Source organism: Shinella yambaruensis (genome assembly GCF_022899355.1).
Classification (GTDB): domain Bacteria; phylum Pseudomonadota; class Alphaproteobacteria; order Rhizobiales; family Rhizobiaceae; genus Shinella; species Shinella yambaruensis.
Genome location: NZ_JALJCK010000023.1, coordinates 21,760 through 40,931, shown reverse-complemented (window position 1 = coordinate 40,931; position 19,172 = coordinate 21,760). Strand labels below are relative to the sequence as shown.

Sequence of the window (19,172 nt, the reverse complement as noted above, 5' to 3'; positions counted from 1 at the left end):
TCAGCGCGCCTGCGCGCCTTTCATCAGGCCGTCTCAGCCAGAACAGGCTCCGCAAAGGCCGGCATCATCGCCGTCGCGCGAAAGCTCATCACAATCCTCAATGCAATGCAGCGCGACAAAACTAACTTCGCTTGAACACAGTTGCCAGGCCACAAACTCCAGATTAGCGGTGATACGTGGATCCTCGGGTCGAGCCCGAGGATGACGGAGGAAAGGTGGGTGCCGAGCATTGGAGCCGAAACGCAGCGGTCCCTGCACCCTCACTCTCCCACCGCCCTCGCAGCGATGACATCGTGGTCCATCTCTGCCAGCGCCCGGTCGAGATGGCCCTCCAGCACCAGCGTCGCCTCCTCCGGCACGACGGAGATCGGCGGCGCGCCGAAGAGGCGGACATGCTGGGATTGCGCCAGCCCCTCCTCCAGGCCCCGCTGGATGAGGTCGAAATAGCGCGTGCCGGGGCCGGTGATGGCGATCGGCATGTTCTCGTAGAGGCTCACCACGCGCGAAAGCCCCTGCCCCAGCGCCAGCCCGGCCTGACGGAAGGCATATTCCGACATGCGGTGGCCCTGGCGGGCGCGCAGCGCGATCTTATCCATCTCCGCCAGCGGCACGAACTTCGCCGGGATCGTGTCCGGCGGCACCTCGAAGGCCGTGCGCAGGATGCCGTAGAAGCCGGCGGAGGCCTCGATGCAGCCCTGCGCGCCGCAGCGACACAGCTTGCCGTCCGAGGAGTTCAGCATGTGCCCGAAATTCGGCGCCGTGACCGAGAGTTCCCCCGACCGGTCGAACCGTGCGATGCCAAGACCGATGCTGTGGCCGAGCGACAGCGCGGCCACAGCCTGCAGGTCACGCACCCCCGCCTTCTCCATGCGCAGCGCCATGGCATGGGCGACGAGCAGCGTCTCGTTGCTGATGAGGATCTTCGCCCGCCAGGGCGGCTGGAGCAGCGCGGCGAAATCCACCTGCTGCGCGCCAAAAACCGGCGACCAGACGAGCCGTGCCGTCAGGGGATCGACAAGGCCCTTGCTGCTGATCGACACGACCAGCACCTGCCCGCGGTCGATCCGGGACCGGTCCGCCAGCCTGTCGAGCGCGGCGACGAAGGCTTCCGTGAAGGGCCGCGTCGCGGTATCGGCATGGTTGCGCGGCTCCTCGAAGCGATCGAGCAGCGTGCCGCCGTAATCGGCGAGCGAATATTGCACCATGTCGGAGGAGATGCGCACGGTGGCGAGATAGCCGGCATCGCGCCGCTGGCCGAAGATGACGCGCGGACGCCCGCGCGAGGCCGACGCCTGCTGTTCGCGCCGCTCGAGCACCTCGGCCTTCTCCAGCTCCGCCGTGATCACCGAGACGGTCGCCGAGGCGAGCCCCGTGTGATGGGAGATGTCGGTATGGGCGAGCGGCCCGTGCCGGCGCAGCGAGGCGAGCACCAGCGCGCTGTTCTGCTGACGCACAAGCTCCGTGCTCGACTTGGTCAGCATCGTCGGTTTCCGCTCGCTTTCACAGGATGCAACACATGCCCCTCCCAAAGCATCTGTCACGCCGTCGTTCAAGGCCTTTCAAGCCGTGTTGACAGCCTTCGAAACTTCTGACATTTATTTTCTCGACTGTCGAGAAAAAAGTCCCGGCACCGTCGGGAGGGACATCGAGACAGTAGATCGTGGCCGGTCGTTGATTGGACGGGAGGTTCGTCCAGGCGGCCGGTGTTCACTTGGGAGGATATTATGAAGTTCGTTCTGAAGCTGATGGCAGGGGCTGCCGTCATCGTTTCCCTGCATTCCGTTGCGCACGCCAAGGACCTCGTGGTCGGCGTTTCCTGGTCGAACTTCCAGGAAGAGCGCTGGAAAACCGACGAAGCCGCCATTAAGGCAGCACTCGAAGCCTCCGGCGACAAGTACATTTCGGCTGACGCCCAGTCGTCCGCCGCCAAGCAGCTGACCGACGTCGAATCGCTGATCGCCCAGGGCGCCAACGCCATCATCGTCCTCGCCCAGGATTCGGAAGCCATCGGCCCGGCCATCGAAAAGGCCGCGGCGGAAGGCATCCCGGTCGTCGGCTACGACCGCCTGATCGAGAACCCGTCCGCCTTCTACATCACCTTCGACAACAAGGAAGTCGGCCGCATGCAAGCCCGCGAAGTGTTCAAGGTGAAGCCGGAAGGCAACTATGTGTTCATCAAGGGCTCCTCATCCGACCCGAACGCTGACTTCCTCTTCGCAGGCCAGCAGGAAGTGCTGAAGGAAGCCGTCGACGCCGGCAAGATCAAGAATGTCGGCGAAGCCTATACCGACGGCTGGAAGCCGGAAAATGCCCAGAAGAACATGGAGCAGTTCCTGACGGCGAACGACAACAAGGTCGATGCGGTCGTCGCCTCGAACGACGGCACGGCGGGCGGCGCGATCGCCGCGCTCGCCGCGCAGGGCCTTGCCGGCTCCGTCCCGGTCTCCGGCCAGGACGCCGACCACGCCGCGCTCAACCGCGTCGCGCTCGGCACGCAGACCGTCTCGGTCTGGAAGGACTCGCGCGACCTCGGCAAGCGCGCCGCGGAAATCGCGGCTGAACTCGCCTCCGGCAAGACCATGGACGAGATCGAGGGCGTCACCACCTTCAACGGCGGCCCGAAGGGCGTCGAGATGAAGTCGGTCTTCCTCGCGCCGGTGCCGATCACCAAGGACAACCTGAACGTCGTCATCGAGGCCGGCTGGATCCCGAAGGAAACGGCCTGCCAGGGCGTTGCCGCCGGCTCGGTCGCGGCCTGCAACTGACGGGCAATGATCCGGTACTGACCTGACCATCACCAGGCGCCGCAACGGCTTCCGTTGCGGCGCTTGCGCAAGATGGACAGCGGGCGGAGGATGAGGCGGCGAAAATCCTCGAAGCGGAATGAGGAGCGGTGGGAAACGGTTTTCCGTTCCATCCCGCTGGAACCTCAAACCACGCCCGAACGACACGCTCAACAAAAGTGGGGGGACGGCAAAGCCATGGCCGACATCACGAATACCACGCATGCCAATCGCGCGCGATCGGCGAGCGAGAATCCGGTGAAGCGCTTCTTCCGCGCCACCGAGATCGACACGCGCCTGCTCGGCATGGTCGGCGCCATGCTGATCATCTGGATCGGCTTCAACATCCTGTCGGGCGGCCTGTTCCTGACGCCGCGCAACCTGTGGAACCTCTCGGTCCAGACCGCCTCCGTCGCCGTGATGGCGACCGGCATGGTGCTCGTCATCGTCACGCGCAACATCGACCTCTCCGTCGGCTCGATCCTCGGCTTCGTCGGCATGATCATGGGCGTGCTGCAGGCCGAGCTGCTGCCGCAGCTTCTCGGCTTCAACCACCCCGCCACCTGGATGATCACCCTCCTCGCCGGCCTCCTGCTCGGCGCGGGCATCGGCGCCCTGCACGGCGCGATCATCGCCTTCCTCAGCGTGCCCTCCTTCATCGTCACGCTCGGCGGCCTGCTCGTCTGGCGCGGCGCCACCTGGTTCGTGACGAGCGGCCGCACGGTCGCCCCGATGGACGCGACCTTCCGCCTGATGGGCGGCGGCACGGAAGGCTCGATCGGCGCCACCGCCAGCTGGATCGTCGGCGTCATCGCCTGCATCGCCATCGTCGCGACGATCGCCAACTCCCGCAAGCAGCGCAAGCGCTTCGGCTTTCCGCTGCGCCCCATGTGGGCCGAATATTTCCTGACCACCGTCGGCTGCGCCCTCGTGCTCGGCGCCATCGCGGTCGTCAACAGCTATCCCTGGCCCGTCGCCATCGCCCGCAGATATGCCGACGCCAACGGCATCGCCTGGCCGGAAGGCGGCCTTTTCATCCCGCATGGCATCGCCATTCCCGTGCTGATCGCCATCGTGGTCGGCATCGTCATGACCTTCATCTCGACGCGCCTGCGCTTTGGCCGCTACGTCTTCGCGCTCGGCGGCAACCCGGAGGCGGCGGAACTCGCCGGCATCAAGACCCGCTGGGTGACGGTCAAGATCTTCGCGCTGATGGGCATGCTCTGCGCCATTGCCGCGGCGATCTCCACCGCCCGCCTCAACGCCGCGACCAACGCGCAGGGCGAGCTCGACGAACTCTACACCATCGCCGCGGCCGTCATCGGCGGCACCTCGCTTGCCGGCGGCATGGGCACAATCGCAGGCGCCATGCTCGGCGCCCTCGTCATGCAATCGCTGCAATCGGGCATGGTGCTGGTCGGCATCGACACCCCGTTCCAGCGCATCGTGGTCGGCATGGTCCTTGTCGTCGCCGTCTGGCTCGACACGGTCTACCGCGCCCGCGCCAAGTAAGAGGAGCCCATAAAATGACGGACACCCGTACGCCCCTCGTGGAGATGAAGAACATCTCCATCTCCTTCGGCGGCATCCACGCCGTCGACAATGCCTCGGTCGATCTCTATCCCGGCGAGGTCGTCGCCCTGCTCGGCCACAACGGCGCCGGCAAGTCGACGCTGATCAAAATCCTCTCCGGCGCCTACAAGCGCGATGGCGGCGAGATCCTGATCAACGGCGAGCCCGCCGACATCAACAATCCGCGCGACGCCAAGAAATACGGCATCGAGACGATCTACCAGACGCTCGCCGTCGCCGACAATGTCGACGCCGCCGCCAACCTCTATCTCGGCCGCGAGCTCAGGACCCCCTGGGGCACGCTCGACGACGTGGCGATGGAGGCGAAGACCCGCGAGGTGATGGGCCGCCTCAATCCCAATTTCCAGCGCTTCAAGGAGCCGGTGAAGGCGCTTTCCGGCGGCCAGCGCCAGTCGGTGGCCATCGCAAGAGCGATCCTCTTCAACGCCCGCATCCTGATCATGGACGAACCCACCGCCGCCCTAGGCCCCCAGGAGACGGCGCAGGTCGGCGAACTGATCAAGCAGTTGAAGAAGGAAGGCATAGGCATCTTCCTGATCAGCCACGACATCCACGACGTCTTCGACCTCGCCGACCGCGTCTCGGTGATGAAGAACGGCCAGGTCGTCGGCCACGCCCGCACCGAGGACGTGACGAAGGACGAGGTGCTCGGCATGATCATCCTCGGCAAGGTCCCGGAAAAGGCCATCCCCGGCCCCGGCGCCATGCAGACCGCCTGACAAGGACGACCGAAAGCCGCCGGCCACCCGGCGGCTTCCTATCCCAGGCAGCCCAAAGCACACAGCCCGCCGGAACAGATTGCCCTTTCTGCATTTTCCCGATTGAAGCCCGCCCCCAGCTAGGCTAAGAACCCTCTCATCGGACAGGCGAGTCATCGCCTAGGCAAGCACCCGTAGCTCAGCTGGATAGAGTGTTGGATTCCGATTCCAAAGGTCACAGGTTCGAATCCTGTCGGGTGCGCCAATCTTTTTAGAGCGACATATATGAGCGGCTTTGTTCCGTTTAATCGAACGCTAGCGCTCACAAGAGCGGGTTCTTGGCGGCTTTCAAAGCATTTGTAGAAGCCAGAAGGCCTTGTATAGCGTTATTGCGATTTTACGCCGCAGAAGCGATCTCAGTATTGGCTTCCTATCTTCTCGTCATCTCACCCGCGTCAAAGCCTGCCGCGTGGAACGCCTAGTGGCGGCCGTACCGCGGAAGGATTCGAGGCGATTTGTCGGATCGATATCTAAGTAACTTGTGTTGCAGAATTACAGATTTTCGGCCTTTTCGGCCGCTCAATTAGAAAGGGATCGCGGTGAAAACTTTAAGTATTTTTTGAAAACTTACATTGAATTAATACATATAACTATAAAATTAATACAATTCTGGTCTTACGAAGCATGATCGCCAGATGGGTCTGCGAGAAGGACTCGAGGTTAGGCCGACAGGATTCGCGAGTCGCTCAACGAGAGATTGGGCAAATCCGCACAGGACGCCACTGTCAAAGTCTGCCACTACGACAACCTGGAAGCCTCAAAGCCCCCTCCTAAACTTCGCCATTACTTACAGATTCGCCAAACAACTCAAGGAATTACGAAAGCGAACGCTCTATCAGGCAATCTGCGATACTTGGAAAAAGGACCCATAAGTCTTCAAAATCAACCTATACTACCTCATTCCGAGACCACACACTAGCCTTTCGGTACACTTAGCAGGCCCCCCCAAGAACTGGTTGCGGTGGCCTGCGATTTCTGAACTGCTAGGCTATGCAAGCACGTCTACAGCAACCCGGCAAAGTTGCGGTTGGCCTGCGATTTCTGAACTGCTAGGTTCTTCTCGGAGATGATGCTTGATCTCGACAAGTTGCGGTTGGCCTGCGATTTCTGAACTGCTAGGCTGTCTGCGGCCGCGGCATCGCACCCTTCGTAGTTGCGGTTGGCCTGCGATTTCTGAACTGCTAGGCTATGCGGCGCAACGGCATCGACCTCTTCGCCGTTGCGGTTGGCCTGCGATTTCTGAACTGCTAGGCTTCGCCCGCGGCCGGTCGGGAGGGGCGAGCCGTTGCGGTTGGCCTGCGATTTCTGAACTGCTAGGCTACGTCAACAGCAACGGCACACACTTCCTCTGTTGCGGTTGGCCTGCGATTTCTGAACTGCTAGGCTCCGCATTCTCGTCGGGTGGAAGGCGCCGACGTTGCGGTTGGCCTGCGATTTCTGAACTGCTAGGCTAATGGGAAAAGCCTCAAGGCGATCTGCGCCGTTGCGGTTGGCCTGCGATTTCTGAACTGCTAGGCTCGACAAAGTCGGTGATGTACGGAAGGGCCGGTTGCGGTTGGCCTGCGATTTCTGAACTGCTAGGCTTGCGCGCCATGACGTTGTCGGCGTCATAGTGTTGCGGTTGGCCTGCGATTTCTGAACTGCTAGGCTCCCATACCGCACGTCCCATGCGGGTTTCCAGTTGCGGTTGGCCTGCGATTTCTGAACTGCTAGGCTTTGCGGAGTTCTCAGCCATCGTCGCGGCCTGTTGCGGTTGGCCTGCGATTTCTGAACTGCTAGGCTGTCGACCGCGACGGACCCGTTCTTGCCCCAGTTGCGGTTGGCCTGCGATTTCTGAACTGCTAGGCTCTGGGCGATCTAACCACCACCACAGAGGAGTTGCGGTTGGCCTGCGATTTCTGAACTGCTAGGCTTCCAAGTCGCGGTGCTTGACATAGAAGAAAGTTGCGGTTGGCCTGCGATTTCTGAACTGCTAGGCTTGCTGCTCGTCCTGATGGTCGCGCGCGGCGGTTGCGGTTGGCCTGCGATTTCTGAACTGCTAGGCTGTCGTCTCCACGCTGTCCGTTTCCGTGCGCAGGTTGCGGTTGGCCTGCGATTTCTGAACTGCTAGGCTCCAGCACCATAACCATGCCCGCCGGATCGCGTTGCGGTTGGCCTGCGATTTCTGAACTGCTAGGCTCCCTGGACGCGCAATGCGGCGCTGATCATGGTTGCGGTTGGCCTGCGATTTCTGAACTGCTAGGCTCGGCGAAATGAGCGTGGGCGGGCAGCTTTGGTTGCGGTTGGCCTGCGATTTCTGAACTGCTAGGCTGTCTACAAGGCACTCTCCAAGGCAGCGAAGGTTGCGGTTGGCCTGCGATTTCTGAACTGCTAGGCTTCCTTGATCAGGTAGTACGACCAGTCGCAGTTGCGGTTGGCCTGCGATTTCTGAACTGCTAGGCTCCAGCTGGAGCAGGGCACCTGACGCACTCTGTTGCGGTTGGCCTGCGATTTCTGAACTGCTAGGCTTATCCCCAGGTTAACCGCGCTATAAGGCTGGTTGCGGTTGGCCTGCGATTTCTGAACTGCTAGGCTCATCTCCGCAACTTCAAGACCGTTTGGGCCGTTGCGGTTGGCCTGCGATTTCTGAACTGCTAGGCTCGGCGGTGCTGGAGATGCCTTTCGTGACGCGTTGCGGTTGGCCTGCGATTTCTGAACTGCTAGGCTTGGATCGTGCGGGCGACGCCGTCGATGGTGTTGCGGTTGGCCTGCGATTTCTGAACTGCTAGGCTATGGGGGATACGCTGAAGCCGTTTGTGCGAGTTGCGGTTGGCCTGCGATTTCTGAACTGCTAGGCTGAAGATGAGTCTTATCAGACGCATGCTATTGTTGCGGTTGGCCTGCGATTTCTGAACTGCTAGGCTCGTCGCGCAGAAGCCTGGCGCAGTGTTGTCGTTGCGGTTGGCCTGCGATTTCTGAACTGCTAGGCTCGATACTGCCCCAAGCCCCTGTTTCGACAGGGGTTTTGGGGCTTTATCACGCTATGAAAGCGTCCATGGGCGCTAGAAAAGAGCAATCTGTTCGGGATTTTTCTTTCGGGCACGGCGGCTTTGATCGCTGAATCGGACGATATTTTCATACTGTCGATCTGTAAATTGAAAGATGAAAACATCGCCCCGCTCCGGGAGGTTGGATCCAATTCGTCGCGTGTAGGTTTCAAACTGTTCCTGCCCGTTCACCAATCGAAGATAATTCGAAAGCTGGCTCATCTCAAAGCCCTGATCAAGCAGGAACTGGCGAAATTTCGTGGCGTCGGCGCGGTGTCTTTTCGTATCCACCGGCAGATCGAACGTGACGAGCATCCACATCATCCGATAAGCGGACATATAGGATGGTTTGGTCCGCTCTCCCCGTTTTTCCGTATGAAGCGTTGTCATTGCGTCTCGCCCTGCCGTGCAAGGCCAGATAACGTCAGCGGGTCAAGTGGCGAAGGCAGATCCAGGCCCACGTCCTCCTTATCAAAAAGCGCCGCCAATTGCTGTGCAAGTCGCGTTGCATGTACATGCAGCGGGCTCATGCCCTGCGGTGCCGGCAGATCCAGCGCCGTTAATGTCACCAGTGCAGTTTTCGCTTTGGGCGAAACCTCTCGCAAGCCATCCTGCACGAGATTGTAGACGGCCCTGTCAACGATCGGTCGATAAGGTTCCATCAGGTCATCCGCCAGGGCAAAGGCATTGGCGCGGTTAGAGTGATGAAGCCCGATCGAGGGATGCAGACCGGCTGCACAAATGGCGCGGCTGATGATCGCGCGCAGCACCGTGTAGCCGTAATTCAAGAGCGCATTGACGCCTTCGCCGTCCTGATCGCGCCGGAAATCCGGCCCCATGAACGCTTGCCAGTAGCGCCGCGCCGCCTGCGCTTCCACATTGTCCGGATCGCCGGAGCGGACCTTGCGGGCGAGCGTGTCGAATGCACCGGCCTCCGCCCCGACCGATGCCAGCACCGCGCCCTGCATCCGGATCTTCGCGACCACGATGTCGCGCCAGATGCGCTTGGCCAAGGGCCGCGAGGCGTCCACCTGGGCGTTCAGCCGCCTGCCCTGCAGATGATTGCCCTGCAGCGGCCAGACACACGCCACCGGCGCATGGTTCGCCGCGCACAGCACAACCGGCACCGCCCGCTCCGAAAGGCGAACGAAGACCGTATTCGACCATGTCAGCCCGTGCGCATGGGCGATAACGCCGCCGATGTCATCGAGCGCTACGCGGCCCATCTCCTCCCGATCCTTCGACACGGTAAGGAAGCCACGATGAACGGCCACATGCAGGCCATCAGAGGAAAGATCAACCACACGCTGCATGACGGGAGACTAACTCAATCATGCCTCTTCGTCCGGCAAATCTTAATCTTTGGTTAACCGTCCTGCTTTTCCCACCACGGGCCGGGATCGAACACCTGACCGATCTCATCGATACGAACCTGCCTCGGCCTGTATTTTTTCAATGGGTTGGGCATCGGGCGAAGCGGCTTGTAGGTCTTCTCCTTTTCCCGCCTGTCGAGATTGCCCGCCTCGTTGTGCGGATCGAGATAAAGCTGCTTGTTGCGCTGGTCGAACTTGCGGACGATGGCGATGATACGTTTCCCGCTATCGGGGTCGTCATAGGCGACCATATCCCCCTTCTTCAAACTCATGATCTTGCGGGCATTGTGGTTTTCGAGCCGCATTCGGGGCACGAAGCCGGGCCGGTGCGCATCGAAGGTCGTCACCACCTCGGCATCCCATTTGCCGTCTGCCAGCTCCCAAACGTCGAAGCGATCGTTGCCGCCGGGCAGATAGCCCTTCCTGTACCGCCCGCCCCCATGCGTGATCCAGACGGGATTCGCCACCTCGGTGATGCGGACGTGGCGGATGCCCCTGAATTTCACATCGCCCTTGACGAAATCCAGCACCGCCTGTTCGAACGCCTTGCCCTCCAGCCCGCGTGTCGCCTCGTAAAGCCGGTCCCTGAGCTCCGAATGGCCATGCGCATTGGTCCTGATCTTCATGATATCGGCGGGGTTCCTGATATCGGTGATGGCAATGCGGCGCACGACGATATCGTTGCCGCTGGCGTCCTTTTCGCCGGTGTACCCGTAGGCGGTATCGTTATGCAGCTTGCCCGCCGTCTGCCCGCGACCCCTTGCATAGCCTTCCCGGCTCACCGTTCCGTGGTCCGGCTTGTGGCTGACGACGATGGCGCCCACCGCCGCACGGACATCCTCGCGGAAGCTGGACCAGGGCGGATCGATCCGCTCGACGACGCGCTCGGCCCCGCGCTCCTCGGCCGCCGCGGAAGCCGTCGCCAGCCGCTGGATGAGCGCACGCGATGTGCAGGCGATGACAATGGCATCGATCGCGTGGTGGCGATGATCCAGCCGGTTCTTCGGCTTGGCCACGTCGCCTCCGATGAGATTATGGTCATGCAGCAATTCGTTGAGACCCCACTGGCGGCGCAGCATCTCGGTCATCCGCCCGGGCAAGGCACGCACGCGGGCGTGGCGCTTGTAGATACCGTCAAGATCCACTTCCTCGTAGTCGTAGAGATGGGCGAGATAGGTCAGTGCCAGCCGGGAAATATACTGCATGTCGGTCAATTGCCGGGCGAGAAAGCCCTCCTCCTCGCCGAAGCGTGTCATCGCGTCTTCGCCAAAGCGCCATTGCTTGGGTTTCGGCAGTGTCGTGACGCGCGCCAGGATCTCGCCATAGCGACTGCGCCACTGCGGCACGCTCGACGGAGGCCGGTTCTTTTTCTCGCGATTGCAGGACGTGCAGCACAGGATCCGGTTTGCCTTGCTGTCATCCAATGTCTTCGAATAGGGCAGGATGTGATCGATATCCGTCTCGCCGTTGAAGAGCATGTGGCCGGCGATGGCCTTGCCGCAATAGATGCAGACGCGGTTTTCCGGCTTCTGGTTCAGGTCTTCCCACAATTCCAATCGAAGGCGGTTGTAACCGGTGTCCAACTGCCGGAAGGTCTCGGTCAGCTTGACGCCTCGTTCGATCGCCGCTTTCGTGTTCCGCGCGATCCGGCGATTGATCTCGTCGCGCTCCCGGTCGTTCATTTTCAGTTCGCGGCCGACCTCGATGGCGATCCGGTCCGGTTTGCCGTATGTCCGGATCAGCGCATTGACCACGCGGCGTAACTGATTGAGCGCGATATGAACCGTCGGGTTGGTGATGCGCCCCATGAAATCGTCATAGGGATCGTCGGGCTCGCCCGTTCCCGGAGGAATGTGGCGCGCCAGAACCTCCTGATATTTCGGCAGTTGGTCCACGCCCTTACGGTTCGGATCGGCTTCGGAATTGGTGCGGCCGTAAACCCGCTTCGCCGCCTCGGCCTCGGTGATGACGAAGCCGCCCTCGCCCACTTCGTTCTCCAGCGCGTCGATGAGCGCGGTCAGCGCGGATCGGCCCAACCTGCCGAAACCGTCCGGCACCGGTGTGTCGGCCACCGCCCGGGCATGCGCCTCGTCCAGCCCCGCCTCCGCTTTCAGCCAGTTCATGAGGGTGTTGTAGTCAGGCTCGGTCCTCAGTCTCTCGGTGATTGCTGCCTGCCTCTCGACCGGCAGGTCCGCCCAGCGGTTGCCGAAGCATTCCGGGCGCGACATGCGAAAATAGACCACGTCGCCTTCGAGATCGCTGCGGTTGTCGGTCTCCTTGTTGAAGCGCACCTCCCGTCCGAGCTTCAGCGTGCCCCGCAACTTCGAGAAAGGCACCTTTCCCTGTTTGGTAAGGCTCGTCCGCAGCTGCAGCGCCAAAGCATCGCGCTGCTCCGGCGTCAGCTTGATGTGCTTCTGGTCCTCCCCGACGATTTCCAGTTCGTTGAGTTCCTTGAGCAGCCGGAATTTCTGGAACAGCGGATGCGCCTTCGCCAATCGCTCCTCCAGCGGATTGTAGGAGCATTTCCCCGGCTTCACCGGTCTCAGCGGACGCTGGTGGAAGATCACTTCGCGCAGTTCCCGGATGACCGCATCGGTGAGCAGGTCGGGATGGAAAAGCGTCTGGCGGGCCATGATCCGGTCGAATTCGCGCTCAAGCGCGTCACGCGAGGGATAGAAGGCATAGCCTTCCCCGTCAGGCGCGATACGGGCACGGACCGGCAGGCCTTGCAGCCGGCGCATGTGCAGCCATTCGCCGATGGTCCGCGCGCCCGCCTCCGCCATCTTCTCATCGAGCGAGCGCATCCCCTCGGAGATCACGCCCTGTTCGGGGTCGTTGCTGTCGGCCTTGCGATTGCTCTTGAAGCCGCGGCGCTGGTTGAGGTGGAAAATCGCGCGGCCGATCTCATAGGGCGACAGCGCCTCGTCCAGCGCCCGCGCGCGCAATGCATAGACGGATGACGAGAGGTCGCCCGTCTTTCCATCGCCATGGTTCTTCACCAGTTCCGCGCGAGCAGCCTTGTCGGCGGGCATCAGCCCGAGATCGACCAGAAGGTCGACCAGGCGCTCCCGCCGCTTCAGATAGCGATCCCGCTGGCGCCTTGACCCACGCGCCTGACGCCGCGCCACGGCCAAGGAAGCCTTCGATTGCGGATCACGTCCCGCCATTTCGGATTGAGAGAAGATGCGCACGCCGCTGGCGACGATGCGTCCCTCGTCATTTTCGCCCGGTTCACCGCGCGTTTCGATGATCGCCCAGCCGAGCGAGTTAGTGCCGAGATCGAGTCCAAGCGTCTTGATATATCCAGCCATAGCCACCTCTCCGCGAATGCTTGCAGCATTGACAATCGGGGCGAGCTAGGCAATATGCATATCGTTCAGAAATCGCAGTCCAGCCGTTAACAAGCTGAGATATGCACCAGATAAGGCGTCCGCTCCGGCGGACGCTTTTTCATTTTCCCGGATAAAAACTCCCTTCATGGTTGGACCCTCACCCGGCCAGTAGACGTGGCACGCGCTGCCATGCTCAGTGAGAGCGAATTCCCGTCGAAAAATCAACTCTCACGAGTGAAAGGCCTTCTTCACGGTAAAAAACAACGCTAGTCTCCCAGTGGGGGAGGCACACCGATGCAGACTGAAAGCGAAAGTAATTCGGAAGAATTCGATCCGGATATCAGTAACACCCACGAAGGACCGGTGATCGTTGCCGATATCGCCGCGAGCTTCACTTACGCATCCTATCAGAATGCCATACCGGTTATTCGCTCCATTCTGATCGAGAACAGCAGCGACAGGCACTTTGCCAACTGCAAGCTGGAATTGACCTCTTCCCCCTCGTTCCTGAGGCCGAAAACATGGACGGTCGACCGGCTCGTGCCGGGCGACAGACTTGCGCTGAACGACAGGAAAGTGGAGCTCGACGCCGGCTATCTCGCCGGCCTCAACGAGGCGGAGCGCGGCGAGATCACGCTTCGTCTGTCATCGGCGGGAGACGTCCTTGACGAACGGCGCCTTCCCGTAAGGCTGCTCGCCCGGGACGAATGGGGCGGCGTCGCCGACATGGCGCAACTGCTTCCGGCCTTCGTCATGCCGAACGATCCGAGCGTGGCATCCATTCTGCGCAATGCGGCAGAGCGGCTGGCCGCACATGGACATCAAAGCGGCCTGGACGGCTACCAGTCCGGGAGCCCGCAGCGGGCCTACCTGCTCGCCGCCGCCATCTACTCGGCGATTGCCGGCATGGCGCTGCATTACGCGGAACCGCCCGCCAGTTTCGAAAGCCGCGGCCAGAAGATCAGGCGCCCGAGCACGATTTCCGAGGAGCGGCTGGCGACTTGCCTCGACACCACACTTCTTTTCGCCGCGGCCCTGGAAGCTGCCGGATTGTATCCTGTCCTTCTGATGTTCCAAGGGCATGCGGCAGCCGGTGCATGGCTGGCCAAGAGAACCTTCGCCAACGCGATCGAGACGGACCAGATGGAGGTCCGCAAGGCGCTCGCATCCCGCGAGTTGATCGTCTTCGAAACGACCGGCGTAACGCATCGCCCCGCCATGACGATGGAGAGCGCACAACAGGTTCTCGATCATCGTCTCGGCGAGACCGAAGCCCATGCCTTCGTGGCGGCAATCGATGTCCGGCGGTCACGGAGCGGCGGGATCATGCCGCTTGCCTCGCACGAGCCGATTCGCCGCACCGTTCTCGATGAAGAGGTTACGCCCGTTGCGGACCTGCCTCTGCCCGTGGCGCCATCCTTCGGCGAATTGCCGGCCGAAACCATCGAAGTGAAGCCGACCACCGCTGCCGGCCGCATCGACCGGTGGCAGAAGAAACTGCTCGACCTCACCCTTCGCAACCGGCTCCTCAATTTTCCGGATTCGAGGAAGACCATCCCGTTTCTCTGCACGGACGTCGCCTACCTCGAGGATCGGCTGGCGGGCGGTGGTGCAATCCGGATCATATCTCTTCCCGAGCAAAATCCGCTCGGCGAGCGCGATGCCGCGCTATATCGCGACGTTCACGGCAGAGACCTGCAACGCGGCTTCGCGGCCGAAGCGCTGCTCAGGGATGAACTCTCCTCGACGCTCGGTGCATCCGAGCTTGAGGCACGGCTGATCGACCTTCACCGGCAGGTCCGAAACGACTTTGCCGAGGGCGGCGCGAACACCCTGTTCCTCGCCGTCGGGTTTCTGCGCTGGAAGAAGAAGCCGGAGGATGATCGCAGCTACCGGGCTCCCCTTCTGCTGGTCCCCGTGAAGCTTGAGCGCCGCAGCGCCAGCTCGCGTTTCACGGTCCGTTTCCACGAGGACGAGCCGCGCTTCAACGCCACGCTCCTGCAGTTCCTGGAGCGCGATTTCGATCTGAAGCTTCCGCAATTTTCGGGAGACCTTCCGCTCGACGACAACGGCATCGACGTTCCACGCCTTCTTGCCATGATGCGCCAGGCGATCCGCGACGTTCCGGGGATGGAGGTCGTCGATGAAACCGCATTGTCGACCTTTTCCTTCGCAAAGTTTCTCATGTGGAAGGATCTGGTGGAGCGTACAGAGGCGCTCCGCGCGAACAAGGTTGTCCGCCACCTGATCGACACGCCTGAGCAAGCGTTCCAGGCGGGCGACGGGCAGCCACCGTTTCGCGAGGAACGCGAGCTCGATCGCGCCTATGCGCCGTCCGACCTCATCTGCCTTCTTCCATCGGATTCATCGCAGATGGCGGCGAGCCTTGCCGCCGCCGAAGGGCGGGACTTCGTCATCGTCGGCCCACCAGGCACCGGCAAGAGCCAAACCATCGCCAACATGATCGCAAGCTGCCTGGCTGTGGGAAAGACGGTCCTGTTCGTCGCCGAGAAGACGGCCGCGCTCGATGTCGTCTATCGCCGATTGCGCGAGCACGGCCTCGGCAATCACTGCATCGAGCTGCATTCGAACAAGGCCGACCGCCGCCATTTCCTAGGGCAGCTCAAGGCGGCCTGGGAACAGGGCGGCGGGATCGATGTATCCGAATGGGTGGCGGTCAACGAGCGCCTACGGCTGCGTCGCGACGAGCTGAATGCCTATGTCGAGGCTTTGCACAGGCGCTACCCGAATGGATGGACGCCCTATCTGGCGCTCGGAATCGCCCTCAAGGCTACGGACAGCCCGGCACCAGGCCTTGCGTGGCCGGAGCGGGATGCCCATGACGCACAAACGCTCCACGATCTGGAAGAGCTTGCCGGCCAGCTCGGCCTCGTTTTCGCTTCCGTCGAGCGGCAGCCGGCGCTGGATCTTGTCGATGTCGGTGACTGGAGCTCCGGCTGGCAGGAAAGCCTGCTTGCGGCGGCGCAATCCCTAAAAGATGCGATCGAGGCGGTGAGGATCGCTGTCGAGGCCTATCTCGCAAGCCTTGGCCTCGGGTCGCAAGGCCGATCTTCACAAGCCGAAATCCAAGGGCTGGCCAACCTCGCGAGGGTGATGCGGAAATGCCGGGGCCGCGATATCACCATCGTCTTCGATCGAGAGCTTCCGCAATGCGCCGGCGCACTGGAGACGCTCGCGAATTCCATCAAGAGCTACCGCGAGGCAGAGCGCGGACTTTCCGCCGCCTATGCCGTGACCGCAGTGCGCGACCTCGATCCCGATGCGCTGGACCGTAAGTGGCGGGAGGCGAACGCGTCGTTCTGGCCCACGTCTGCGCTCGGCAAGCGCAAGGTCCAGAAGTTGCTGCAAAGCTACGCTGATGGAGGAACAGCAGATCCGGGGCGGGATATCCCGCTGTTGCGCCACATGAAGGAATGCCTGTCGGCGATCGATCGGAATCAATTGGCGGGCAAACCTCTGCCGATCGAGGGTCTGGCGACCGACGTCGTCGCCGTCGCGGAAATCCTCGAACTCGCGTGGGAGTTTCGCGCCACCGTTCCAATTCCGGGGCGCAGCCAGGAAGAGACACGATCGATGCTCCGCTTCGTTGCCCCATGCCTGCGCGGGACGTCCGAGAATGACGGGGTCCGGCAGTCGGGAGACAGGCTTCTCACCGCGATCGAAGGTTTTCAGGCTGTACGTAAGCACTTCCGCGAGGTTTCCGGGCGAGAGATTTCATCAGAACCGGACGGACCCGACCTCGCGACACTGAGCGAGAATCTCGGTGCTCTCGTGAATGGGCGGCATCTTCTTCGCGACTGGTCGGCCTGGTGCCGCATCAGACGCCGGGCGATAGCCTCCAGCCTTGCCCCTCTTGTCGAGCAGATCGAGAAGGGGATGGTCCGTCCCGAAGACGCGCGATCGGCGTTTCGACTGGGATACGCCAGATGGTGGCTTCCGAAGGTTCTCGACAGCGATCCTGTTCTGCGGGATTTCCGGCGATTCCAGCACGAAAACGCTATCAAGGAATTTCGTGAGATCGACGATCTGGTGCGCTCGCACGCCACTCGCCGCGTGATCAGCGCAATTGCGCATGGACTGCCCGCCGTGCAGAGCGTTTCGCGCAATTCGGAGCTCGGGCTGCTGCGCCACCAGATGGAACTGCAGCGGCCGAGCCAGTCGATACGCGACATGATCGGCAAGATGCCGCAGAGCTTTCCCAAGCTAGCGCCCTGCATGCTGATGTCGCCGCTCTCCATCGCCCAGTACCTCCCGCCGGATCAGGCGCTATTCGATGTCGTGATTTTCGACGAGGCGTCCCAGATCACCACCTGGGATGCTGTCGGCGCCATCGCACGGGCACGCCAGACCGTCATCGTCGGCGACCCGAAACAATTGCCGCCGACGAACTTCTTCGGCCGCAACGAGGATGAGGATGAGATCGCCGATCACGAGAAGGATCTGGAGAGCATTCTGGACGAGGCGAAAGCGGCCGGCATTCCGGTACGGGATCTGAGGTGGCACTATCGCAGCCGAAGCGAGTCGCTGATCGCCTTCTCCAATCACCACTACTACCAGAATCGTCTGGTGACGTTCCCGTCGCCTCTGGTCGAAGACCGCGCGGTGCGCCTCCATAAAGTGCCCGACGGTGTTTACGATCGCGGCAAGAGCCGGACGAACAGGATCGAAGCGGAAGCCGTCACGCGCGAAGCGGTTTGCCGCATGAAGGGCTGGCTGAAGCTGCCGGAAAAGGATCGCCCGACGCTCGGCGTCATCACCTTCAACGCCCAGCAGCAGTCGCTGATCCTGGATCTGCTCGACGCGGCGCGCCGGAACGACCCCGAGCTTGAATGGTTCTTCGCTGAAGAACGGGTCGAACAGACGATCGTCAAGAATCTGGAGAACGTGCAGGGTGATGAACGTGACGTCATCTTTTTCTCGATCACGTTCTGGAAGGACGCCGCCGGCAAGCTGACGATGGATTTCGGTGCGCTAAACCGCGACGGCGGAGAGCGGCGCCTCAACGTCGCTGTGACCCGCGCGCGCCAGGAACTGGTCGTTTTCTCCGGCTTCACGGCCGATCAGATCGATCCGGCGCGGACGAAGGCGCTGGCGGTGCAGCACCTGAAGACGTTTCTCGACTATGCCGAGCGCGGCGCGGTCGCGTTGCCCGCCCAGGACATCGGATCGGTCGGTGGCTTCGACTCCCCCTTCGATGAGGCCGTCGCCCTGCAACTGGAGCGGCGCGGCTGGACGGTCCTGCCACAGGTCGGGATTTCCGGCTTCCGGATCGACCTCGGCATCCGCCACCCCGATCTTGCCGGCGCGTATCTCGCAGGTGTGGAATGCGACGGCGCCACCTATCACAGGTCGGCCACCGCACGGGATCGCGACAAGGTTCGCGAGCAGGTCCTGAAGGGGCTGGGCTGGAACATCCTCCGTGTCTGGTCGACGGACTGGTGGTTCGATGCCGCAGGCTGCGTCGAGAGGCTCCACGCCGGGCTGGAAAGTCTGCTGGAGGAAAGCAGGGCGCGCAGGGCCGCCGAAAACGAGGACGTTGCCACTCATTGGGATATGGGACATGAGGTGGAGGCGGTCGAGGAGATTCGCGACGACGGGGCTGCTCCCGCCGAGGAACCCGCGCCGCCGTCAGCGACCATTGAGGCGGAACTCGTCTCGGCGGACGCACCAATGGTTTCTCGCGCTATCGAAGGAGCAGCAATGCAGGCGGCTGCGTCGGCAACCCTGGCCGAGGTCGCTGGGAAGCAACGATATCATGTCACCGATCTTTCCGGTTTTCCGGCCGATCCCGAACAGTTCTTCGAATTCGGCTATCGGGATATCTTGCGGAGGATGATCGAAGCCATCATCGAGACCGAAAGTCCCTTGCGCACCGACATCCTTGCCCAGCGGCTGGCCCGCGCCCACGGCTGGCTGCGGACAGGGGGACGAATCCGTGAAAGGATAGGCCTTCACTTGCGCGATCTGGACAGGACCGTGGAATCGAGCGGCGAGTTCATCTGGAAGAAGGGGGCCGTGTCGGATATCCTTCCGTATCGGCAGCCTGCAAGCGAGGAGGCGCGCAGGCCGATCGGAGACATCCCGCTCGCCGAGCTCACTGCCGTCGTGCTCGATAATCCCGACCTGCTGGACGAGCCCGACCCCGCGCGCGACCTGGCACGTCTCCTGGGCGTCGAACGCCTCGCAGCCGTGTCTCGCGCCCGTCTCGACGAAGCGATCGCACGGGCCCGCAAGCATATCGTGAACATTCAACTGTCCGGATAAGCCATGTTCCGTGAAACCGAAG

General features: G+C 62.0%; 8 protein-coding genes, 1 tRNA gene and 1 CRISPR repeat array. Of the genes, 5 read left to right on the top strand and 4 right to left on the bottom strand.

The window, feature by feature from the left end:
• Positions 1-260: 260 nt before the first annotated feature.
• Positions 261-1,481 carry an ROK family transcriptional regulator gene (locus MUU56_RS31245; protein WP_245082690.1) on the bottom strand — a complete coding sequence of 407 codons (1,221 nt, stop codon included), beginning with the start codon at positions 1,479-1,481 and terminating at the stop codon, positions 261-263.
• Between the two features lie 243 nt (positions 1,482-1,724).
• Between MUU56_RS31245 and xylF the strand changes: the two genes are divergently transcribed.
• The 4 genes from xylF to MUU56_RS31225 all read left to right on the top strand — a co-directional run bounded on the left by xylF (position 1,725) and on the right by MUU56_RS31225 (position 5,339).
• Entirely contained in the window at positions 1,725-2,765 is a 1,041-nt protein-coding gene (gene xylF / locus MUU56_RS31240; RefSeq protein WP_245082689.1) for a D-xylose ABC transporter substrate-binding protein, read from the top strand.
• A gap of 216 nt (positions 2,766-2,981) precedes the next feature.
• Positions 2,982-4,295, top strand: coding sequence for a sugar ABC transporter permease (locus tag MUU56_RS31235; RefSeq protein ID WP_245082688.1), 1,314 nt, complete (start codon positions 2,982-2,984; stop codon positions 4,293-4,295).
• A gap of 14 nt (positions 4,296-4,309) precedes the next feature.
• Positions 4,310-5,095: an ATP-binding cassette domain-containing protein gene (locus MUU56_RS31230; RefSeq protein WP_245082686.1), complete on the top strand. Its 786-nt coding sequence runs from the start codon at positions 4,310-4,312 to the stop codon at positions 5,093-5,095.
• Between the two features lie 167 nt (positions 5,096-5,262).
• Positions 5,263-5,339: transfer RNA gene (locus tag MUU56_RS31225), tRNA-Arg, on the top strand.
• Between the two features lie 749 nt (positions 5,340-6,088).
• Positions 6,089-8,103: direct repeats of the CRISPR family, unit length 36 nt; unit sequence GTTGCGGTTGGCCTGCGATTTCTGAACTGCTAGGCT.
• 72 nt (positions 8,104-8,175) lie between these two features.
• Here the strand turns inward: MUU56_RS31225 and cas2 are convergent.
• From cas2 to cas9, 3 genes are read right to left on the bottom strand one after another with little or no spacing between them, the layout of a single operon-like run.
• Complete coding sequence (gene cas2 / locus MUU56_RS31220; protein WP_245082684.1) at positions 8,176-8,550, bottom strand: CRISPR-associated endonuclease Cas2; 375 nt, start codon at positions 8,548-8,550, stop codon at positions 8,176-8,178.
• Positions 8,547-9,473: a type II CRISPR-associated endonuclease Cas1 gene (cas1, locus tag MUU56_RS31215; protein ID WP_245082681.1), complete on the bottom strand. Its 927-nt coding sequence runs from the start codon at positions 9,471-9,473 to the stop codon at positions 8,547-8,549. Before cas1 ends, cas2 begins: the two co-directional genes overlap by 4 nt.
• A 53-nt stretch (positions 9,474-9,526) precedes the next feature.
• Positions 9,527-12,844 (bottom strand): type II CRISPR RNA-guided endonuclease Cas9, encoded by a 3,318-nt coding sequence (gene cas9, locus MUU56_RS31210; protein ID WP_245082678.1) that lies wholly within the window; start codon positions 12,842-12,844, stop codon positions 9,527-9,529.
• Between the two features lie 315 nt (positions 12,845-13,159).
• On the opposite strand from cas9, the gene MUU56_RS31205 reads away from it, so the two are divergent.
• Positions 13,160-19,150: a DUF3320 domain-containing protein gene (locus tag MUU56_RS31205; RefSeq protein ID WP_245082673.1), complete on the top strand. Its 5,991-nt coding sequence runs from the start codon at positions 13,160-13,162 to the stop codon at positions 19,148-19,150.
• Positions 19,151-19,172: the final 22 nt, after the last annotated feature.